Source organism: Hymenobacter sediminicola (assembly GCF_014250515.1).
Taxonomy (GTDB): Bacteria; Bacteroidota; Bacteroidia; order Cytophagales; family Hymenobacteraceae; genus Hymenobacter; species Hymenobacter sediminicola.
This window is the reverse complement of record NZ_CP060202.1, coordinates 2,555,700-2,575,394: the sequence shown is the minus strand read 5'-3', so window position 1 is coordinate 2,575,394 and position 19,695 is coordinate 2,555,700. Positions and strand designations below refer to the sequence as shown.

Sequence of the window (19,695 nt, the reverse complement as noted above, 5' to 3'; positions counted from 1 at the left end):
GCCCGCCTCATCAGCGCCATTTCCTGCTATGAAACTCTTCAAATCCGCCGACCTGATCCGCAAAAGCAAGTACATCAGCCGTGACCTGAGTTGGCTGCGTTTTAACTACCGTGTACTCGACCAGGCCAAGGACCCAAGTCGTGCGCTATTCGACCGGCTACGGTTCCTGAGCATCACGTCGTCGAATCTGGATGAGTTCTTCATGATTCGGGTCGGCTCGCTCTATAACTACCTCGACTATGGTAAGGAAAGGGTGGATTACTCAGGGTTGCGGGAACTGCCCTTCCGGCGCAAACTGCTCGATTTTGCGCACCGCTTCGTCAACGACCAGTCGATGACGTACCTGAATGAGTTGAAGCCGCAGTTCGAGAAGAACGGCTTCAACATTCTGCGTATGGAAGAGCTGACAGAACTGGAATTGAAGAAGGCTGACGGCTTTTTCAAGAATACCATTTTCCCGCTGCTTACCCCGATGGTATACGACTCATACCACGGTTTCCCGTTGATGATGAATCAGATGCTAATTCTGGGCGTGGTGACACGCACCGGCAACGGCGACCTGGAAACGGAAAAAGGGCAGGAGCGGCTCACGTTTGTGCAGATTCCGCAGAACCTGACGCGCTTCTTTGAGCTGACTCGTAAGGAAAAGGTGCTGTTTGTGCCGATTGAGGAAATTGTGCGGGCCAACCTGCCCAAACTGTTCCGCAATGTCGAAATCGAGTCGGCCAATTTGTTCCGAATTACGCGCAATGGCGACTTCACGCTGGAAGAATCGGACGACATCGATACCGACTTTATCAAGGAGTTGCAGCAAGGGCTAAAAACTCGCAAGCGGGGGCGTGTGGTGCGGCTGGAAGTGGAGCCTAATGCTTCGGCGCTGCTGATGTCGGTGCTGAAAGAGCGGTGGATGATTGACAACGGCAACGTGTTCGTTATCAACTCCCTGATTGACATGAAGGGGTTGCTCCAGATTCTGAAGCACCCGAACTTCCGGGGCAAGTCGTCGAAGCAGCCTGCGCCAGTAGCACCGCTGAGCCTGCCCGAAGGCGCCGACGACAACCTGTTTGAGTACCTTAAGCATCACGATGTGCTGCTGCATCACCCCTACAACAGCATCGAGCCGATGGTGCGGCTGCTGGAAATGGCAGCCGAGGACCCACATGTGCTGGGTATCAAGCAAACCATTTACCGCCTCGCCGATGATTCGCGGGTGACGGCTGCGCTGTTGAAGGCCGCCGAAAACGGGAAGCACGTATCGGTGCTGTTCGAAATCAAGGCCCGCTTTGATGAGGAGCGCAACATTCGTGAAGGCGCACGGCTGGAAAAGGCCGGTTGCTTCGTCATCTATGGTGTGAGCAAGTACAAGACGCACACCAAGATGCTGATGATTATTCGCAAAGAAGGCGAAAAGGTGACGCGCTACGTGCACATCGGCTCCGGTAACTACAACGAGCAAACCAGTAAGCTCTACACCGACGTGAGCCTACTCACGACTAATGACGTGTATGGCCACGATGTGTCAGAGTTCTTTAACGTCATCACGGGTCACTCGCAGCCCGACGACTACGAGTATCTGATTACGGCTCCCAAGGACATGCGCCAGCAGCTGATCCACCTGATTCGGGAGGAAGTACGCAACGCTAAAAAGGGTCTGCCCAGCGGCGTCGTGATGAAAATGAACTCGCTGGAAGACAAGGAGGTAATCGATGAAATTTATCGTGCTTCCAAAGCTGGCGTGCCCATCTGCCTGATTGTGCGGGGTATCTGCTGCCTGCGCCCCGGCCGGCCTGGCCTGAGCGAAAACGTGGAGGTACGCAGCATCGTTGGAGATTTGCTGGAGCACTCGCGCCTGTTCTATTTCCACCAGGCCGGGCAGCCAAAAGTATACGCCGGTTCCGCCGACGTTATGGTTCGCTCCTTTGACCGGCGCATTGAAGCTCTGTTCCTGATTGTAAATCCGCAGCTCAAGCGCGAGGCTATCAGCATTCTGATGCTGAACATGCTGGACAATCAGAATACCTATATCATGCGGGAGGATGGGGCCTACATTCGGCGCCAGCCAGCTCCGGACGAGGCGGCGGTAAACGTACACCGCGACTTTTATCGTCGGGATGAGGAACGCCTTACCGCCGCCACGCCAGAAGGGCTTCTAGCATTGTTGTTATTGCACCAGCAGGCGCCGAGCGGCGAGGGGAGTGCTACGGTCGTCGGCGATGAGCAGGCAGCTATAGAGGCCGCGGGCGAGACCTACGGTGGAGATGGTGATGACGCCTGCCTTGTCAACGATGCAACCCCCGGCGAGAATACCGCTGAAGGTGTTAGCACTTTGGAGGGGCAGGTCGTATACCCGGCGGCCATCGGTGAGGGAGACGAGGACCAAGTGAGCCTGCCGAACGTGTGAGGGTAGGCTGTACGTGAGGCGGAAAGCAGCACCGCCCGCAGCCGGATTGGGCGCGGGTTGGCTCAGCACCTGCTCACTGGCTGCCATTGGGCTGGTTTTCAGCGGCCGGGAGGCATCATACACTACTGTTACGTAGGTTGAATCCTGGGTGCCCACTTCGTACACAGCGTAGCGGATAGTAGTGATACCAGCCCGGCCATTGGTCACGTAGTCGCCGAGAAAAGTGTTGTCGACGGCGCCGGCGGCTACCGTAATGGGAGAAGGAGCCGTAGTAACGCTAGGTGGGTAGCAGCCGGTGCCGAAGCAAAAGTTGTTTTCGGTACCGCTGACTTCACTAATAATCTGGCGCTGCAGGCCCAACTGCAGGCTACGCGTGTTGTTATTGGTGATGGTGAAAGTGGCCTGGAGTGGACCAGCCTGCTGGTAGCCACCCAGAATGGTGATGCGGGGCGCTCCGCCCAGCACAACGTTCTGCAAGCGGCCCGCTTCCGCAAAACCGGCACTCAAAGCCAATGCAACACAGGAAAGGTAGATTTTTTTCATGCAGATGGGTGAAAAGAACTGGGTGAACTACGTGAGTGAATGAAACAAGCTCCTGAGTAACAGGTAGCAAACAGACAATGTGTACTTAAAATAATACCGTTGGTTGGCAATTTATTGAAAAACTAAGCTAGTTTTAGCACCAGTATCCAAGGGAGATACTCTAAATATAGCCGGTGATTTAAGAACTTCGGTAGCCGCATACTTCCCTTTTTTGCTTTTTCTGCTTGTATGAAAAGACTATTACTCTTGGCTGGTTTTGCGCTGGCAGTTGGAGTTGCGCCCGCCACCGCTCAGTATACTCAGGTCCCCTCGCTAAATGCGGGACAGAACCCTGGAAGCCTGAACCTAGACACGGAGTATCCGATAGATGGTGGCCTAGCGCCAGGGTGGACTATACTATTTACTGGCACGCCAACCACATTTGCCACGCCAGCCTGGTCGCAGTCGAATTCAGTGCCATTTGCGTTTTTCTTTAATGGCCAGCCAGCTGCTAGCTACAGAGTATCGAGTAGCGGAGTATTGACCTTTACTGCCAGTGCCACAGTCGTTCCTCCCGCTGTCAACACGGCATTGCCCTCCGCTCAGATTCCGGACAAATCAGTGTGTGTATGGGGATTGGGTGGCACCACCGGTGACTTCATCATTACCAAAACGTTTGGCATAGCCCCTAACCGCCAGCACTGGGTACAGTTCAACTCGTTTAGCAAGCCTGGCAACCCAACTTTGTTCACGTATTGGAGCATTGTGCTGGAGGAAACCACCAACAACATCTACATTGTAGATCAGCGTACCAATGCTACTGCTGGCCTAGCCATAACGGCCGGCGTGCAGATAAATGCTACCACGGCGCTGCAAATTGCTGGTTCCCCTACACTGGAGTCGCGCACAACCGGCAGCCCCTCTTTGCTGGACAACTCCTATTGGAGTTTCCTCAGCGCGCCCCTGAGCGCCGCGAAGGGGCAAGCTGGGCAACCTTTTTCTTTGGCACCAAACCCAGCCACTGCCCACACGTCACTCCGCTTCTCTTTGCCCCGTCCCGAAACAGTACGGGTAGAACTCCTGGACGCGCTAGGCCGTGCTGTGCCGGTAGCGGCAGCATCGGCGCAGGGCAGCGGGCAGCGCGAAGTACACCTAGACCTGACTGGGCAAGCCCCAGGCCTGTACGTGGTACGCCTTACTACTGCTGAGGGCAGCACCACGCGCCGCCTAGTAGTGGAATAGCCATAGCAGCCAGTTTTTGCTGATATCCGGCTGCTCTTTTCTCACCTGAGCAGCCGGATATTTTTGTTTGGGCCACCATTAATCGTCGCGCTTTATGTATTTGTAAGTGCTGATTTTCAGCTTACTTATAAATACCCTAGATTTGAGATACTAGGTTTTTAGTTGCTCTTTTGTGCAGTTGCATTCATCCTCCATACATTCTTTTCAGTATGAAAAAACTCTACGTATTATTTGCCTGCGCTACTCCGCTGCTGGGCGTATCTGCTACCGCGCAGGCTCAGTCGTTGCTGGATGCCAGCGTATCGCGCGTGTATCTGCCACAATATGCGGGGCCCGGAGCTATTACGCTGGAAGGCGACCTGAGCAACGTGGGAACAGAAGCCATTCTAGGCTACAACATCAACTACCGGGTAAACAACGGTCCGATTACGTCGGAGGCAGTGTCGGGTACAATACCATTTGGTGGGGTTGGCGCATTTGCTCTGAGCCAACCCTGGACGCCGCCCGGACCGGGTACCTACCGCTTTAAGTTCTGGCCTTCCAATGTGCGAAGCGGCAACGCAGGGCAGATAGATAACAACCGTGCAAACGACACGCTGCGCGTGACGTTGCAGGTGGCGGCGCGTGTGGTGCCCCGTAAGGTGGTGGCTGAAGTATTCACGAGCAGCACCTGCCCGCCCTGCAACCCGGGCAATGCCCAGTTTGAGGCAGTCCGTTCTACCCGCCGCAACAAAATGGTGGTGGTGAAGTACCAGCAGAACTATCCGCGCAATTCGGCTTTTCCGGCTGGCGACCCATACTATACTGCTGAAACCGGCGCGCGACACAATTTCTACGGCATCCAGGGCATTCCGGAAACGCACCTGAACGGCAACGGCTGGGTAGGCAACCCGCAGGTGATGAACGGTGGCACTGTGGACGCACTGGCACAGGAAATTGCCGTGGCCGATGTGGATGTAGTGTACACCCTAAACGTAGCTACCCGCACGGTAACGGCTTCAGCCCGCATTAAGCCTTATGTAGATGTAGCGGCCAACGACTTGGTAGCCCACATGCTCATTACAGAGCGCCACACGCGGCAGAACGTAGCCACCAACGGCGAAACCAGCTTCGTGGATGTAGTGAAGAAAATGATGCCCGACCAGAATGGTAGCGCCGTACCGGTCTTGGCTACCAACCAATCCTGGAATCTGAACCAGACGTTTACGTTCCCGGCTTCTGCGCCCGGCAATGCCATCAGCCGGGTCGAAAACTTCGACAGCTTGCAGGTGGTGGTGTTTCTACAGCGTCGCTCAACCAATGAGATTCTGCAGGGCGGTTATGCCCGCCTGAACGGCGTGCTGGGTACGCAGAAAGCACAGAGTGGTTTGCCATTCGATGTAGCGCCTAACCCAACTACCGGCCGCACTACGCTCTTCGTAAGCCTGGCCCGCGCCGAAGCTGTGCAGGTAGAAGTACTGGATGCATTGGGCCGCCGGGTGCTGGCTCATAGCTCGCAACTGCTGGGAAGTGGTGCCCAGCAGTTGCCACTGAACCTGACGGGCCAAGCCCCGGGTCTATATACTGTGCGCCTCACTACCACCAATGGGGTACGCACCCAGCAGCTGCTCGTTGAATAACTGTAGCCAGCCAGCATAGAACAAGGGCCCTGTTTCGTTATCTTCGAAGCAGGGCCTACTCTATATCTACCCTTCACCACCCATGAAAACACGTACCACCACTTTGGCCCTGAGCTGCCTTTTGGCCTTCACGGCACTATCGGCGCAGGCCCAGACGCCTAGCTCTGCGCAAGCCACCACGCCCAACGACACAGACCTGAAAACCCGCCGTCTGCCAGCAGTGCAGGTGCGCACGCTGGACGGAAAACCAATCAGTACGGCCACGCTGCCGGGAGTAGGGCAGGGGAAGCCCGTCATTATTAGTTTCTGGGCTACCTGGTGCAAGCCCTGCATTGCCGAACTAACCAATATTTCGGAGCAGTATGCCGATTGGCAGAAGGAGACTGGAGTGCAACTGGTGGCCGTGAGCATCGACGACGCCCGTAATGCCGCCAAGGTCAGCCCTTTCGTGCGGGGCCGGGGCTGGACATACCCCGTGTATCTCGACCAGAACCAGGATCTGAAGCGCGCCCTGAACGTGAACAATGTGCCGCATACCTTCCTGCTGGACGGCCAGGGCAATATTGTATGGCAGCATAATGCCTACAACGAGGGCGACGAGGCGCATCTGCTGGAACTGGTACGCAAGCTGAACAAGGGCGAAACGGTGTCGCAGTAACTGGCACCACCACAAAGCATAGAACTGTTGATGAAACACTTTTACTTGTGGCCTGCCGTGTGGGCCGGCACCAGTCTGGGCTTGTTGCTGGGGCATGGTGCTGCCGCTCAGGGGACCGGCAATGCGCTGGAAGGTGCCCAGCTGCACGGCGACTTCCAGACCGATATTCAAACCTACCGGCCTGACTCGCTCATCGGGGCGCCGGAAGTGCCGGAGAAACTGCGCTCCAATACCTTCGCCAACCTGATTCTGACGACCGGAAAATTCTCGGCTGGCGTGCGTTACGAAGCTTATCTGGCTCCTTTGCAGGGCTTCGACCCGCGCTACCGGGGCAGCGGCATTCCGTACCGCTATGCTACCTATGATGGGGGCCGCCTTCAGGTGACGGTCGGTAATTTCTACGAGCAGTTCGGCAACGGCCTCATTTTTCGAGCTTACGAGGAGCGCAACCTCGGCATCGACAATTCCATTGACGGCTTGCGGGTACGCCTACAGCCGGTGCCTGGTGTGCGCATCACCGGTATGATTGGGCGCCAACGCTTTTTCTTCGATAAAAGCCCGGCTATTGTGCGTGGCGTCGATGCGGAAGTAACCCTGAACGACCTGCTGCCCGGCCTCGATTCTGCTGCTACGCGCATCACGGTGGGAGGAAGCTTCCTGAGCAAGTACCAAGCTGATGAGGACCCGCAGCTGATTTTGCCTGAAAACGTAGGGGCAGCGGCTGGCCGCGTGAGCGTGAACAACGGCGGATTCAACTTTGCCGCTGAGTACGCCCAGAAGGCCAACGACCCGTCTGTTGTAAACAACTTTATCTACCGCCCCGGCCGTTCCCTGCTGGTCACGACTTCCTATGCCCGTAATGGCATTGGGCTGGTGCTGGCCGCCAAGCGAGTAGATAACATGGACTTCCGGGCCGACCGCGCCGCCACTGGCAATGCGGCCGTACTCAACTTTCTGCCGGCCCTCACCAAGCAGCACACCTACGCACTGGCGGCCAGCATCTACCCCTATGCCACGCAGCCACTAGGGGAGATGAGCGGCCAGGCCGAACTGACATACCATATTCCCAAGAGCCCATTGGGAGGAGAATACGGGACGGATGTAAGCGTCAACTTTTCGGCTGTAAACGGTATTGACCGGCGCATGCTCAACGACGACCTGACTACCCGCCAAGGGTATGAGTCGGGCTTTCTGAAAGTGGGGGGCGCCGTGTACTACCGTGACTTCAACGTGGAGCTGCATCGGCGCTTCACCTCGAAATGGAAAGCCAATGCCATGTATGCGCGCTTTGTCTACAACAAAGACGTAGTAGAGAACCTGGGCACTGGCTACGGCATCGTTCGTAGCCACATTGGCGTGCTCGATGTAACGCACAAGTTTACGCCGCGCCACAGCCTGCGTGGCGAGCTGCAGGGGCTGTTTACGCAGCAGGACAAGGGCTCATGGGCCATGGCCCTGCTGGAATACACCTATTCACCCCACTGGTTCCTGACCGTATTCGACCAGTATAACTATGGCAATTCGCATGAGGAGCAGCGCATTCACTACCTCACCGGGCAGGTTGGGTATGTGGGCGGCACCACGCGTATAGCTATGGGCTACGGCCGGCAGCGGGCAGGTATTGTGTGTGTGGGGGGCGTATGCCGCTACGTACCGGCCTCCAATGGCCTCGCTATTTCTATTACAAGCAGTTTCTAACAGCGCAGGTATGCCTGCTTAGATGGGGCGGTGCCAATGCTGCTACTAGGTACCGCCGACCATGGCGGCAAATTCTTCGTAAATTCCGCAGCGTCAGGGTACTGACTGCACGAGTATTGATAGTATGAAACACTCTTTCACTGTTGCGCTACTGCTGGGAGTAGCGGCTTCCGCTGGCCTGAGCCTGTTGCCGGGCTGCGACGTAATCGACCAACCAGTACCACCACAGGCCACCTTATCGGCGGGGCAGCGCGACACGCTGGCCCTCGACTCGGCGGAAACGGCTCAGCCAGCCCCACTTCTTGTGCAGCGGGCTTTGCTGGAAGACTTCACCGGCCAGTATTGTGGCAACTGCCCACGCGCCGGTGTGGTGGTAGCGGCCCTGAAGCAGCAGCACGGAGAGCGGCTGGTCGTGCTGGAAGACCATGTGACTGACTACTTCGCCGGCCCCAAAGCCACCGAGCCTAAGTATCAGACCGATTTCCGGGTGCCGGTGGTAAGCCAAGAGCTGGATGATGCCTTCGGGCTGAGCCAGCTGGGCTTGCCGAAAGGAGCCGTTAGCCGTACGCCGCGCGCTGGCACCAGCAGCGCCGTGCTGGACTACGCCGACTGGGGCAATGCCGTGGCAACGCAGCTGGCCCAGACACCGCAGCAGGAACTACGGCTTACCAAGTTATATAGCCCAGCTAGCCGCCGCCTACGCCTCAAAGTGAATGCGCGCTACCTCACGCCGCAGCCCGGCCGCACATTCCGGCTGGGCATCTATGTGAGCGAAGACAGCCTGCTGGGCTGGCAGAAGGACTACAGCCGCAACCCCGCCGATGTGCCAAACTATGCCCACCGCCATGTGCTACGCAGTGCTTTGCGAGGAACCTTTGGCCAGGTGCTTACGGCCAGTCCCACTGCCGGCCAAAGCGTGGCTACCTACCTGACCTACGAACTGCCCACCCAGTGGCAGGACAAGCACTGCGCCATTGTGGCCTTCCTCTCCGATGACGCAACTAAGCAAGTAGTGCAGGTAGCGGAGGTGAAAATCAAATAGTGTACTCACCAGAAAGGCCCGCCAGCATAAGCCTTATAACAAAGAAGCCCCGACTGCGCGAGCAGCCGGGGCTTCTTCATAGAAGCTATTCCACATCCGTAGGGCGGCTTTGCACTGATGGCGTGGGCGTCACGCTTGAATGGTCGGCTTTGGGCCGTATTTCGTCGAAATGGTCTTCAAACAGTGTCTGAAGCATACCATCTTTCAGGCCAATGTCCGGCACAATCATCTGGCTGATGTTGGCCCATTCCATGGCGGAAAGATAGATGTGGCCAGCCGGCACAATCACGTCGGCGCGGTCAGGGTTGAGCATGGCCACGTTCACCCGCTCATCCATGCTCATGCTAGTAAGGTGGTCGAGGACGGTGGCAATGCGGCGGCGTGTAACCGGCTTATCCAGCTGTGGCTGCGCTAGGCTATACAGCTTATTAATATTGCCGCCGGTACCAATGGCGCGCGTAACGTGGTAGCGGCGGGCATTTTCCGTGACCCATTCTTCCATGCGCTGCCATAGGCTGTTCTGGGCATCAGTGCTTTTCAGGCCGCTTTCTTCCTGCTGCATGCGCCGGATCGAGCCTATTTCAAACGACTGTGAGGCCACTTTGCGCCGGTCGTGGTAGATGTTGAACTCGGTGCTGCCGCCACCCACGTCAATATGCAGGTAGTGCTTCTTGTCTTCAAGCAGGTGCTCTATTACCCGGTTGATGTAGGCTGCCTCATCCTGCCCATCAATTACCTGCACCGTCATGCCCAGTTCCTGCTTAATTCGGGCCGCCACGGCTTCGCCATTTGTAGCGGTGCGCATGGCCGAGGTAGCGCAGATAAGGTAGTGGTTCGGGGCTACGTCGTGCACCTCCATCAGCAGACGCAGGGCGTGCAGAAACTTGATAAACTTCTCCTGTTTCTTCTCCGAGATAGTGCCAGTAGCGAATACATCTTCACCCAGGCGCAACGGATACCGCACATATTCCACCCGCTTCAGCCGATACCGGTCGCCGTAATGGAGCACTGCTGAAATCTGACAACGAACGGCGTTTGAGCCGATATCAATGGCGGCAAGTTTCAGCAGGGGATAATCCATGGGCAGCAGGGTTTACAGAGAAAGTGCAGCAAAGATAGCCGTTTGGCAAAAACCGCCTTCAACGGCCATTAATTAAGTATATCTAATTAATATCTAGTAAATTATATATGTTCAATCAATTCTCAACACATGCTCTCCGACCTAACCTTCCTAGACGCCCCGGCTCCGCTATGGCTGGTGGTGCTGTTCCTGAGTACGATGCTGGTAGCCATTGGGCTATTGCTGCATCTGTATGACCGGGCAGGGTTGTGGCTATTGCCGCCGGCCCTTCTCGTATTCTGGTGGCTACTGCTCCAAGGGTGCCTGTCCTACGTGGGGTTCTACATGAACCTGTATGCCCGGCCGCCACGCCTGCTGCTATTCGGGGTCGGGCCACCCTTGCTGGCACTGGGGATACTGCTGTTCACTAGTTCCGGCCGGCGGTTGCTCAATACCTTTGATCTGGTGGACCTGACGCGCCTGAGCATTGTGCGCATTCCGGTGGAAATATGCCTCTATGGCTTGGCAATTCGGCATTTGGTTCCCGAACTCATGACCTTCGCCGACCGGAATCTGGACCTTGCGGCCGGCCTCACGGCGCCGCTGGCTGCTTACTGGTTCCGGACGAAGCTGATGGGCCGGCGTCTGCTGTTGATATGGCATGTTGGGGCGCTGGCGCTACTTCTGAACGTAGTGGTGCTAGCCGTTTTGAGCATGCCCACACCTTGGCAGCAGCTTAGCTTTGGGCAGCCGAATGTGGCAGTGCTCCATTGGCCATTCGTCTGGCTACCTACTTTCATTGTGCCATTGGTGCTGTTTTCGCACGTAGCGGCGCTTCGGCAGTTGCTCGTGCCAGTTGTGCATACCGCTGCCCCGCCCCGGAGCAGGGGAGGGCAATGGCATCTGGAGCAATGGTTTATTGATCAATCCGGAAACCGAGGCCGAACTGGATTAGGCCGCTTTCTTCGTCCGAGAGCTGATAGGAAACCGACAAGGCTAGCTGATCGGTGACGGGGGCTAGGTAGAAGCCGGCACCGTAGCCATCATGCCAGCCCCCCGGCGAGCTGCCTTTGTAGTAGACACGGCCACGGTCGAAGAAGCCAAACAGCCCGTAGGAGAAGGGCAGAAAGTTGTTCTTCACCTGCCCCAGGGCCAAGCGCAACTCCGAGTTGATGTAGAGGCTGGCGTCGCCGGTAAAACGGTTGCGGACGTAGCCTCTTAGGTTCTCGCGCTGGCCCAGATAGGCAAATTTGTAGAACGGAATTTCGTCGTCGGGCCCGTAGGTTTTGGCACCGCCGCCCTTCAATACCAGTGTTACGGGAATAAGCAGCCGGGCCGTGCCATAGTATTCGGCAAAACCCTGCGAAAGACCGAAATTGCTCTTGTCGCGGTTCAGTTGGAAGTAGGTGTCGTGCTGGGCGCGCAGCCGCACCCCCCGCCGCGCAAAGCGCTGCCGGTCGCGCAGGTCCAGATCCAGCAGGGCATTCAGGCCCACCAGGCGCTGGAAACTGGCGTTGGGCACTCCGGTTTCAGGCAGTTGAGCGTTGCCCAGCAACTGGCCCAGGTAGCTGTCGTTGGCATAGTTGGAGGTGTAGTGCTCGTAGCCGCCCCCCAACCGTACTAGGCTACGCTGAAAAAATACCCGTTCCGTGAACAGCCCTGCAGTGTACCCCTTGTAGCGGGCTTTGTAGAAATTATTGTCGTACAGGTCGTCGTTCTTGGTGGTGCTGTTGCCTAGGCCAAAGAAGTTGTAAAACTGGAAGAAATTGCCGTATTCGGTGCGGGCTCCAATATCCCAGAGGCCAATGGCATGCCGATGACGCGACGCCAGACTCACCTGAAAATTGCCGTTGCCAGTGCCCTGCACATCAAAGCTGTACAGGTTTTTGTAGCCAGGCTTGCGGAAACCCTGCCGTACAAAATCCACTCCGGCACCTACGCCGAATCCGTCGCTGCTATTGAAAATGACAGTAGCACGCGGGGTATAGCCATTGTATTGGAAAGACTCCTGGTCGTAGCGGTTGACCTCGGGGTTGAGCGAAGTCCGGTTGTCCGACTCTGAACTCAGTTTGAGGTCCGTATCCGGCACATCATACACTTTGGTGAGCGTACGCAGACCATTTACCCGCGAGTTGTCGGTAATTTTATCCTTGCCGTCGCCACCGATGATGCGCACCAGCACGCTGTTTTTGGCCGTGCCGGTTACCGTGAATACATCCTTGCCATCGAGGCCATAGAGGCTGATTTCCTGGGTTTCCTTGGGCTTGAACATGCGGTCAAACAGCGGGGTGCCTTCCGGCGCATCACCGTCCTTGCCTTTGTCAAACATGCGTACCCGCACAGTGCCGTCGGCCTGGCGGTCTACCTGGAATACTTCGGCCTTGTTGGAGCCGACCACATCTACGCGCTGGGCCAGCAGTAGGTAGTAGTCATCCAGCGCTTTGGGTAGCTCCTGAATCCGGGCTTTGAGCTTGCGGTTGAGGTCGTTGCCGGACAGTGGCGTTATTTCGGCGGGCAATTGAGCCGTTGCTTCGTCGATGGCAGCGGGTGTAATGCGGCTCTGCATGTAGTTGCCGATTTCCTGCCAGTCTTCCCGTGTCAGGCTTTGTAATAGGAAACGGTCAAGGTCTTTGGCAGGCCAGTTGAGGCTTTTCAGATCGTGAAATTCAGTCTGAAAATCTTCGATGCTGGGTATAGCCCATTCGCGGTTCGCCAGATAAGTCAGCAGACCGTTCCAAAGCGTAAACGACTGGTCCCGGTCGCGCGGAATGGGCTTATAAACGGTGTTTTTCCCTTGCTTGTAACCCGCCCATTTCCAGTTGTCCTCGTGCTTGCCGAAGTCAGCCACCAGCATATCAAAGGCTCGGGCGCGCCCGAAAGCTTCTGCATCAATACGGTTGTCGTGGTCTTTGTAGAGCTGGCGGAAGAAGCTGAACGACCGGCGCACATCATCGGCACCCCCAAAACCGGGGAGGTTGGGCTTAGGGTCGCCGGGACGGTCTTCCAGGGTGCCTAGCAGCCCAGCATATTCCTGCCGGTACGCACCCAGCGTGTTGTTGTCGGGTAGCACGAACAGGCACGGGCGAGCATGCAGAATATCAGTCTTGTCGAGCATGGAGCTAATGACCAGCGCCGAATAGGGGTGGGCGGTGGGCGTGATGTCCCGCAGTACATCGGCGGCCACGGAGTTGCGCAGTTCCGGCGGCAGAATCTTGGTTACGTCCTTGTCTACGGATCGGAAAACGTATTCCGACGAATCGGCCGCAATCAGCTTGAGCGATGTAGTCTGGCGGCCGCCACCCCGCCCGAACACGCGCAGGCCACCCTTTTCGGTTGCCAAATCCAGCGTACGAACCTGCACGGGTTGGGTCCAGGAAGTGCGGTACCCTTCGCCCAGAAAAAACTTAGCGGAGCCGGACCCTGCATACTGCTTGCCAGCGGCCAAGGTCTGCGTAGGCTGAAACGGCGCATCCGGCTTTAGTTCTACTACACCTTTGGGTGCTGTCGGGCACTCGGGAATGAAGCTGTTTACCGGCACATTGGGTAGGCGTGGCTCCTGGCACGCCGACTGAAATAGCACGGCGTTGTATGCTTCTTTGGTAGTTGTGCCTGCCGCATCAAAAGCATAGAAATACGCCTTTACGGTGCCATCAGTGTAGTATTCGAGCTTAGAAAATCCTTCTTCGGATTTGCTATACTGCGAAGTTCCTGCAGCTCCTACGTGCTGCTTTTCGGCAAAAGACCCGGATATGAGGTGGTAATTGTCTTCAAAGCGCGTAAGCTGCAGGCTGTAGTCGTGGGAAGCGGCATACACCGCTCCGGGGTGGTCTTTCAGGGTGCCCAGCAACTCCTTCCGAAACCCCTGATAGGCGGGATTAGCCAAGTCGCGCGGAGTGCCTACGTTCTGGCGGTAAGCGGCATATACGGAGCCAACTACCGGCGGCAACAAATGTCGGCTCAGCGGCTGCTTGCCACCATATACCCCGTTGCTGATAACGGGCTGGTGCCCTACCAGGAGCACATTGCGGCCTTTTGTGTCATCCAGGATATCCTGCAGCTGCTCCCGGAACTCCTGTTGTGTAAGTGTTTTGCAGTCGGTATCGGGCGCTTCGGGCCGGTCGTAGGGGTGCGTGAACCACGGCGAGTTAAGCGCGACAAGGCGGACCGTCGGGGCTACGTCAATCACCTCGGGGCCAGGGCAACCACCGGTTGGAGCAAAGGCATTCTGCCCTGGCAAGCGTTTTTCGATATATTCCTCCAGGCGGCGCACGCGCTTCAGACCATCAGGCCCGGAATTGGCCCAGTCCCGGTCGCCGGGCACAAAATACATTTTGCCATTCGGGAGGCCTTGCAGCAGCGCAATCAGCGCGTCGGCACGAGTGGTTTCGTCGGCGCGGCTGGAATCCTGCTTTGTTCCGAGCCCATCATGCCCGACAATGTCGCCGAGGTGAACTACGGTAAATGGGCCAGACTGCTGCTCCAGCGTGCGGCGCAACGTCTGCAGACGAGCGGTAGGCAGGGCCGCAGTGGCCGTGTTTCCGAGTAGATAAACGGTATGAGCCGGGCCCGAAGTGGATTGCGCAAGCGCAGACTGCGCCATTGCCAGACCCAGGGAGGCCAGCAACAAACGACGGTAGAGTAAGTGCATAGGAGGAGTGCTAGACACCCACATACGCAGAATCAGAAAAGACGATTTAACCTAAATTTAATTTTACACTTCCCAGCTTTTCGTTGTGTGGAAGCAGAGGTGGTTCGGTCAGTTAGTACCCTGCAAATAGCCACTGCAACCAAGCAGGGCAGGCCTGCTCAGAGTACTTCACTTGCAGGTACCCTGTTACAGCCCATTTGCTCCCGGAACTACTGAATCTGATAGGAGGTACTGGAATGGGCTGGAAGCTAAAAAAGCAGCAACCAGAATATCTAGGAATGGCTCAGGCGTTGCGTATAAGCTCGGCGGCTACGCGGGGCACACCAGTGCTGGCTGGTTCCAGCACGAAATGCAGATTCCGACGGGCCGAGACGGGAGGCTGCTGCGGGTCAATGATGTAGATGGGACAGTTGCTGGGTACGTAGCTCACCAGCCCTGCCGCTGGATATACCTGCAGCGACGTGCCAATTACCAGAAAAACGTCTGCTTTGGAAGCTTCTTCCATGGCCTGCTCCATCATCGGTACTGCTTCTCCAAACCACACAATGTTAGGCCGCAACTGGTGGCCCTGCTCACATAGGTCGCCCAACTCAATTCGGTCGGAGTCCATCGGATACACCAACTGGTCGAAATAGGAGCTTCGGGATTCAAACAGCTTACCGTGCAGATGCAGAACACGGCTGGAACCAGCCCGCTCGTGCAAATCATCAACGTTCTGCGTCACGACGACGACTTCGAACTCCTGCTCTAGGGCTGCCAGCGCAAGATGCCCGGCGTTAGGCTGAGCCGCCCGGGCTGCTGCGCGCCGCTGGTTGTAGAATTCGAGTACCAACTCGGGGTTGGCGGCCCAGCCCTCGGGAGTAGCTACTTCCTCAATCCGGTGGCCTTCCCATAGACCGTCAGCACCCCGAAAGGTGGCCAGCCCGCTTTCGGCGCTGATGCCCGCTCCGGTAAGCGCCACGAGTTTCTTCTTCATATACTGCAGTCGGTTGGGTTAAGAAATGCGCCGTTTACTTCTTACAAGTAAGTAGAGTCTCGGCAAAAGCCGAGCTTCAGAACCGCTTCAGGTCTTCCCGTGCAAAAGTCCACTCCGGCGTGCTGAAGCGGGCTTCCTGCGGATTTACGGCAAACCACGCCCCTAAGGTCGCATCGCCCCAAATATTGCGGAGCACATGCATCTGCTGGGCTGGCATGTAGCTTTGGGCCAGGAGCACGTAGCGGCGCCCAGTGCCCAACTGCTCGGCTACATCCAGCACCAGCACGGCGTGTCCCGGTGAGCCACCCCGAATCAGGACGTCGCCGGGCTGCACATCCGCTAAGGGCACAGGGTTCAGCTCCCGGCTAAGGGAAAGGGTGCCGGCATACGTAAAAATCTGGTCAAGGTAGCGGCGGAACACCGTGTGCGTTGGGAGTTCCGCCGGCCGGGGAGCGGGCAGCACCTCATCACCGCTCACCCGAAACCCTTTGCCGCCGTACCAATCGGTAAAGGCTATATCGTGGCCGCTGGTCAGATGAAAATGCACCTGCGCCGGATCCTGCGCAAACAGATATTCTCCCCGCAGCCGGATTATAGCATCGGCACACTGCTGCAAATCCCGGCTTCCTACATCAATATTGAGCACGGCCGCATGTACGTTTTGCGGGTCTTTCAGCTGGCCATTGAAAAGCTTTACGGGCGTACCGGCAGGCAGCAGGGGCAGGTACCGCAACCACTGGCCAAATGAGCCGGGGGTTACTGCTACGCGCGCACAACCGCGTGGAGGCGCAAACCGGGAAGCCAGGCTTTGTTTCGGATTGTATGCCCCAGGAGCCAGCCAGGAATACCCTTTGGCCACGTCTGTAGGAGCAGCAGCAGGGGTAGAAGTAGCGGGCGGCGCTAAACCTGAATCGACGGGGGATGACTCCGTCTGGCCACAAGCCAATACTACGGACGCAAACACGGGGAGCAGAATACGGAATGACATAGAGCAGGAAACCTCTGGTAGCACAAATGCCGCAACCGGCAGAGCTTCTATAACGACCTTCTGCTATATTCTTGCGTGCTGCTAGGTTGAAGCAAGAAAGAAATTTCTGCTATGCAGCTAATCCGTGAAAGAGTACCATCAAAAAGGCCCGCCGGAGTTACTGGCAGGCCTTTTTGATGGGGTGAAAAAACACACTACTTCGATTTGGCAGTGGCTTTCTTCGCGGTAGTGCCAGCGGCTTTTTTAGCGGCTGGCTTCTTGGCAGCTGGCTTTTTAGCGGCCGCTTTCTTCGCTGGCTTGTCGGCGGCGTCTTTAGGGTCAGCAGCCGGAGCTTTCTTGGCAAAACGGCCTCCTTTGGCCGGCTTGTCCGGAGTAGCGTCGGCCAGTTCCAGACAACGCTCCAGCGTGAGGTCGGCGGGCTCTTCGCCTTTCGGAATTTTCACGTTTTTCTTGCCCACCACGATGTAGGGGCCAAACCGCCCATTGAGCACCTGCACATCCTCCCGGTCAGGAAACGCCTTGATAAGCCGCTCCGCATCCGTTTTGCGCTTGGCCTCAATCAGGTCGATTCCTTCCTGCGCCGTAATGGTATGTGGGTCCTGCTCCTTAGTAAGCGAGTAAAACTTGCTGTCGTGGCGGATGTATGGGCCAAACCGACCTAGTGCCGCCGTCATGCTCTTGTCCTCAAACTCACCCACAATGCGCGGAAGCTTAAACAGTTCCAGTGCCTCTTCCAGCGTGATATTCTCGATAAACTGGCCTTTGCGCAAGCTCGCGTACACGGCCTTCTCATCTTCGGGTGCGCCTTCCTTAGGTTCAATCTGCACATACGGCCCGAAACGGCCGAGCCGGGCCGTCAGCTTCTGCCCAGTTTCCGGATGAACACCAATTTCGCGGTTGCTGCCCAGCGTGTTGCGCTCAATGTCTTTGCCTCGCTCCACCGTTTCGTGGAAGGTGCCATAGAAACCAGCCAGCATGTCGGTCCACAGCTCCTCGCCATCGGCAATCCGGTCAAATTCGCCTTCCACCTTCGCCGTGAACTGGTAGTCCACAATCACCGGGAAGTGCTCCACCAGAAAGTCGTTGACTACCATGGCCGTATCCGTCGGGAACAGCTTGGCTTTGTCGGCGCCGTAGGTTTCCGTTTTCACCTCGGTTTTCACCTCGCTGCCGTCCAGCGTCAGGACATGAAATTTCCGCTCCTTGCCTTCGCGGGTATCTTTTTCAACATAACCCCGCTTCTGAATGGTGCTGATGGTGGGTGCGTACGTGGAAGGCCGGCCGATGCCCATTTCCTCCAGTTTCTTCACCAAGGAAGCTTCTGTATAGCGTGCGGCTGGGGCAGCATAGCGCTCCACGGCCCGCAACAGCTGCAACGGCAGCTGCTGGCCCACCGTGAGTGGCGGCAGCCCGCGCGAGAACGACGATTCCTGGCTGGCATCATCGTCCTGGGTTTCTTCGTCCTTGCTCTCGGCATAAGCTTTCAGAAAGCCCTCAAACGTGATAACCTCGCCGGTAGCAGTGAGCATGGTGCCGGGCTGGGTGCTGATGCCAATGGTGGCTACCGTACGCTCAATCTGGGCATCTGCCATCTGCGAGGCCATGGCCCGCTTGCGGATCAGGTCGTAGAGGCGCTGCTCCTGCGAGTCGGAGCCAGCTTTTACCAGCGCAAAGTCGGTAGGCCGAATGGCTTCGTGGGCTTCCTGCGCCGACGCCGATTTGGTTTTGTAAATCCGGGTTTGGGCGTATTCAGGGCCGTAGGCACGGCTGATTTCTTCCTGGGCGGCCGTTAGTGCATCCTGTGAGAGGTTCACCGAGTCGGTCCGCATATAGGAGATTTTGCCGGCTTCATACAGCTTCTGGGCCACGCTCATGGTCTGCGCTACCGAGAAGCCCAGCTTGCGTGAGGCCTCCTGCTGTAGGGTAGAGGTAGTGAACGGTGGCGCGGGGCTGCGCTTGCCCGGCTTTTTCTCCAGGTTTTCAATGCGGTAGTCGGCGCCCACGCAGCGGGTCAAGAACGCCTCAGCCTCTTCACGAGTCTTGTAGCGCGTTGGCAGGTCGGCCTCCAGCACGGCACCTTTGCCCGCATCGAAGCGCGCCGTTACGCGGTACGCCGACGATACTTTGAACTGGTTGATTTCCCGCTCCCGCTCCACTACTAGGCGCACAGCCACCGACTGCACCCGGCCTGCCGAAAGCCCGGTCTTTACTTTCTTCCACAGCACCGGGCTCAGCTCAAAGCCTACTAGCCGGTCGAGTACCCGGCGGGCCTGCTGGGCGTTCACTAAGTTCAGGTCAATTTCCCGCGGGTTTTCAATGGCCGCCAGGATGGCGTTCTTCGTGATTTCGCGAAACACGATGCGGCGCGTCTTGCCGCCACCGGTCAGGTTGAGCGTCTCGGCCAGATGCCAGGAAATGGCTTCTCCCTCCCGGTCATCGTCACTCGCCAGCCACACTGTTTCGGCTTCTTTCGCCAGTTTCTTGAGCTGGCTGATGATTTCGCGCTTATCCGCCGACACCACATATGTAGGCTTGAAGCCATTGGCAATATCGATGGCGTTATTATCCTTCGGCAGGTCACGGACGTGGCCGAAGGATGACTTAACGACGAAGTCCTTCCCCAGATAGCCTTCGATGGTTTTGGCTTTCGCGGGGGATTCGACGATGACTAGATTTTTGACCATGAGGGAAGCGTAGAGGCAGGAAAGGGAGGCTGACAGTGGGCTGTTTCCTATAGAAAACGCGGCAGCGGGCAGGAAGTTGAATTTTGCCGCAAAGATGCTGGAATAATCCGGCATCACGACGCCTTACGTTATAATGTATAGGCCGGCCACAGTGTTC

12 protein-coding genes are annotated in these 19,695 nt (G+C 57.0%); 7 read left to right on the top strand and 5 right to left on the bottom strand.

Features of this window, described 5'->3' with window-relative positions; translation table 11 throughout:
* Positions 1 to 28: 28 nt before the first annotated feature.
* The 6 genes from ppk1 (at position 29) to H4317_RS10900 (ending at position 9,182) form a co-directional block, all read left to right on the top strand.
* Positions 29 to 2,401 (top strand): polyphosphate kinase 1, encoded by a 2,373-nt coding sequence (ppk1, locus tag H4317_RS10930; RefSeq protein ID WP_260625634.1) that lies wholly within the window; start codon positions 29 to 31, stop codon positions 2,399 to 2,401.
* 771 nt (positions 2,402 to 3,172) lie between these two features.
* A complete protein-coding gene (locus H4317_RS10920) occupies positions 3,173 to 4,165 on the top strand; it encodes a T9SS type A sorting domain-containing protein (RefSeq protein WP_185886594.1) in 993 nt (330 codons plus the stop codon).
* 209 nt (positions 4,166 to 4,374) lie between these two features.
* Positions 4,375 to 5,784: a T9SS type A sorting domain-containing protein gene (locus H4317_RS10915; protein WP_185886592.1), complete on the top strand. Its 1,410-nt coding sequence runs from the start codon at positions 4,375 to 4,377 to the stop codon at positions 5,782 to 5,784.
* Positions 5,785 to 5,866: 82 nt separating this feature from the next.
* Positions 5,867 to 6,442, top strand: coding sequence for a TlpA family protein disulfide reductase (locus H4317_RS10910; RefSeq protein WP_185886589.1), 576 nt, complete (start codon positions 5,867 to 5,869; stop codon positions 6,440 to 6,442).
* A 30-nt stretch (positions 6,443 to 6,472) separates the two neighbouring features.
* Positions 6,473 to 8,140 carry a DUF6029 family protein gene (locus H4317_RS10905; RefSeq protein ID WP_185886586.1) on the top strand — a complete coding sequence of 556 codons (1,668 nt, stop codon included), beginning with the start codon at positions 6,473 to 6,475 and terminating at the stop codon, positions 8,138 to 8,140.
* 124 nt (positions 8,141 to 8,264) lie between these two features.
* Positions 8,265 to 9,182 (top strand): Omp28-related outer membrane protein, encoded by a 918-nt coding sequence (locus tag H4317_RS10900; RefSeq protein ID WP_185886584.1) that lies wholly within the window; start codon positions 8,265 to 8,267, stop codon positions 9,180 to 9,182.
* Positions 9,183 to 9,267: 85 nt separating this feature from the next.
* On the opposite strand, the gene H4317_RS10895 is transcribed toward H4317_RS10900, so the two are convergent.
* Positions 9,268 to 10,263, bottom strand: coding sequence for a Ppx/GppA phosphatase family protein (locus tag H4317_RS10895; protein WP_185886582.1), 996 nt, complete (start codon positions 10,261 to 10,263; stop codon positions 9,268 to 9,270).
* A gap of 129 nt (positions 10,264 to 10,392) precedes the next feature.
* Here H4317_RS10895 and H4317_RS10890 point away from each other — a divergent pair, with 129 nt between their 5' ends.
* A complete protein-coding gene (locus tag H4317_RS10890) occupies positions 10,393 to 11,253 on the top strand; it encodes a DUF8737 domain-containing protein (protein WP_185886580.1) in 861 nt (286 codons plus the stop codon).
* Here H4317_RS10890 and H4317_RS10885 read toward each other — a convergent pair.
* The 4 genes from H4317_RS10885 to topA all read right to left on the bottom strand — a co-directional run bounded on the left by H4317_RS10885 (position 11,159) and on the right by topA (position 19,538).
* Complete coding sequence (locus H4317_RS10885; RefSeq protein ID WP_185886577.1) at positions 11,159 to 14,890, bottom strand: outer membrane protein assembly factor; 3,732 nt, start codon at positions 14,888 to 14,890, stop codon at positions 11,159 to 11,161. The genes H4317_RS10890 and H4317_RS10885 overlap by 95 nt on opposite strands.
* A 283-nt stretch (positions 14,891 to 15,173) precedes the next feature.
* A complete protein-coding gene (locus tag H4317_RS10880) occupies positions 15,174 to 15,866 on the bottom strand; it encodes an SIR2 family NAD-dependent protein deacylase (RefSeq protein ID WP_185886575.1) in 693 nt (230 codons plus the stop codon).
* A gap of 76 nt (positions 15,867 to 15,942) precedes the next feature.
* Positions 15,943 to 16,854, bottom strand: a complete 912-nt coding sequence (locus H4317_RS10875; RefSeq protein ID WP_185886573.1) for a DUF4846 domain-containing protein — start codon at positions 16,852 to 16,854, stop codon at positions 15,943 to 15,945.
* A gap of 194 nt (positions 16,855 to 17,048) precedes the next feature.
* Positions 17,049 to 19,538 (bottom strand): type I DNA topoisomerase, encoded by a 2,490-nt coding sequence (gene topA, locus H4317_RS10870; protein WP_185886571.1) that lies wholly within the window; start codon positions 19,536 to 19,538, stop codon positions 17,049 to 17,051.
* Positions 19,539 to 19,695 lie beyond the last annotated feature (157 nt).

Excerpts from the sequence above, each read along its gene's own strand:
- ppk1 (WP_260625634.1), top strand. The coding sequence starts at position 29 with ATGAAACTCTTCAAATCCGCCGACCTGATCCGCAAAAGCAAGTACATC.
- H4317_RS10920 (WP_185886594.1), top strand. The coding sequence starts at position 3,173 with ATGAAAAGACTATTACTCTTGGCTGGTTTTGCGCTGGCAGTTGGAGTT.
- H4317_RS10915 (WP_185886592.1), top strand. The coding sequence starts at position 4,375 with ATGAAAAAACTCTACGTATTATTTGCCTGCGCTACTCCGCTGCTGGGC.
- H4317_RS10910 (WP_185886589.1), top strand. The coding sequence starts at position 5,867 with ATGAAAACACGTACCACCACTTTGGCCCTGAGCTGCCTTTTGGCCTTC.
- H4317_RS10905 (WP_185886586.1), top strand. The coding sequence starts at position 6,473 with ATGAAACACTTTTACTTGTGGCCTGCCGTGTGGGCCGGCACCAGTCTG.
- H4317_RS10900 (WP_185886584.1), top strand. The coding sequence starts at position 8,265 with ATGAAACACTCTTTCACTGTTGCGCTACTGCTGGGAGTAGCGGCTTCC.
- H4317_RS10895 (WP_185886582.1), bottom strand. The coding sequence starts at position 10,263 with ATGGATTATCCCCTGCTGAAACTTGCCGCCATTGATATCGGCTCAAAC.
- H4317_RS10890 (WP_185886580.1), top strand. The coding sequence starts at position 10,393 with ATGCTCTCCGACCTAACCTTCCTAGACGCCCCGGCTCCGCTATGGCTG.
- H4317_RS10885 (WP_185886577.1), bottom strand. The coding sequence starts at position 14,890 with ATGCACTTACTCTACCGTCGTTTGTTGCTGGCCTCCCTGGGTCTGGCA.
- H4317_RS10880 (WP_185886575.1), bottom strand. The coding sequence starts at position 15,866 with ATGAAGAAGAAACTCGTGGCGCTTACCGGAGCGGGCATCAGCGCCGAA.
- H4317_RS10875 (WP_185886573.1), bottom strand. The coding sequence starts at position 16,854 with ATGTCATTCCGTATTCTGCTCCCCGTGTTTGCGTCCGTAGTATTGGCT.
- topA (WP_185886571.1), bottom strand. The coding sequence starts at position 19,538 with ATGGTCAAAAATCTAGTCATCGTCGAATCCCCCGCGAAAGCCAAAACC.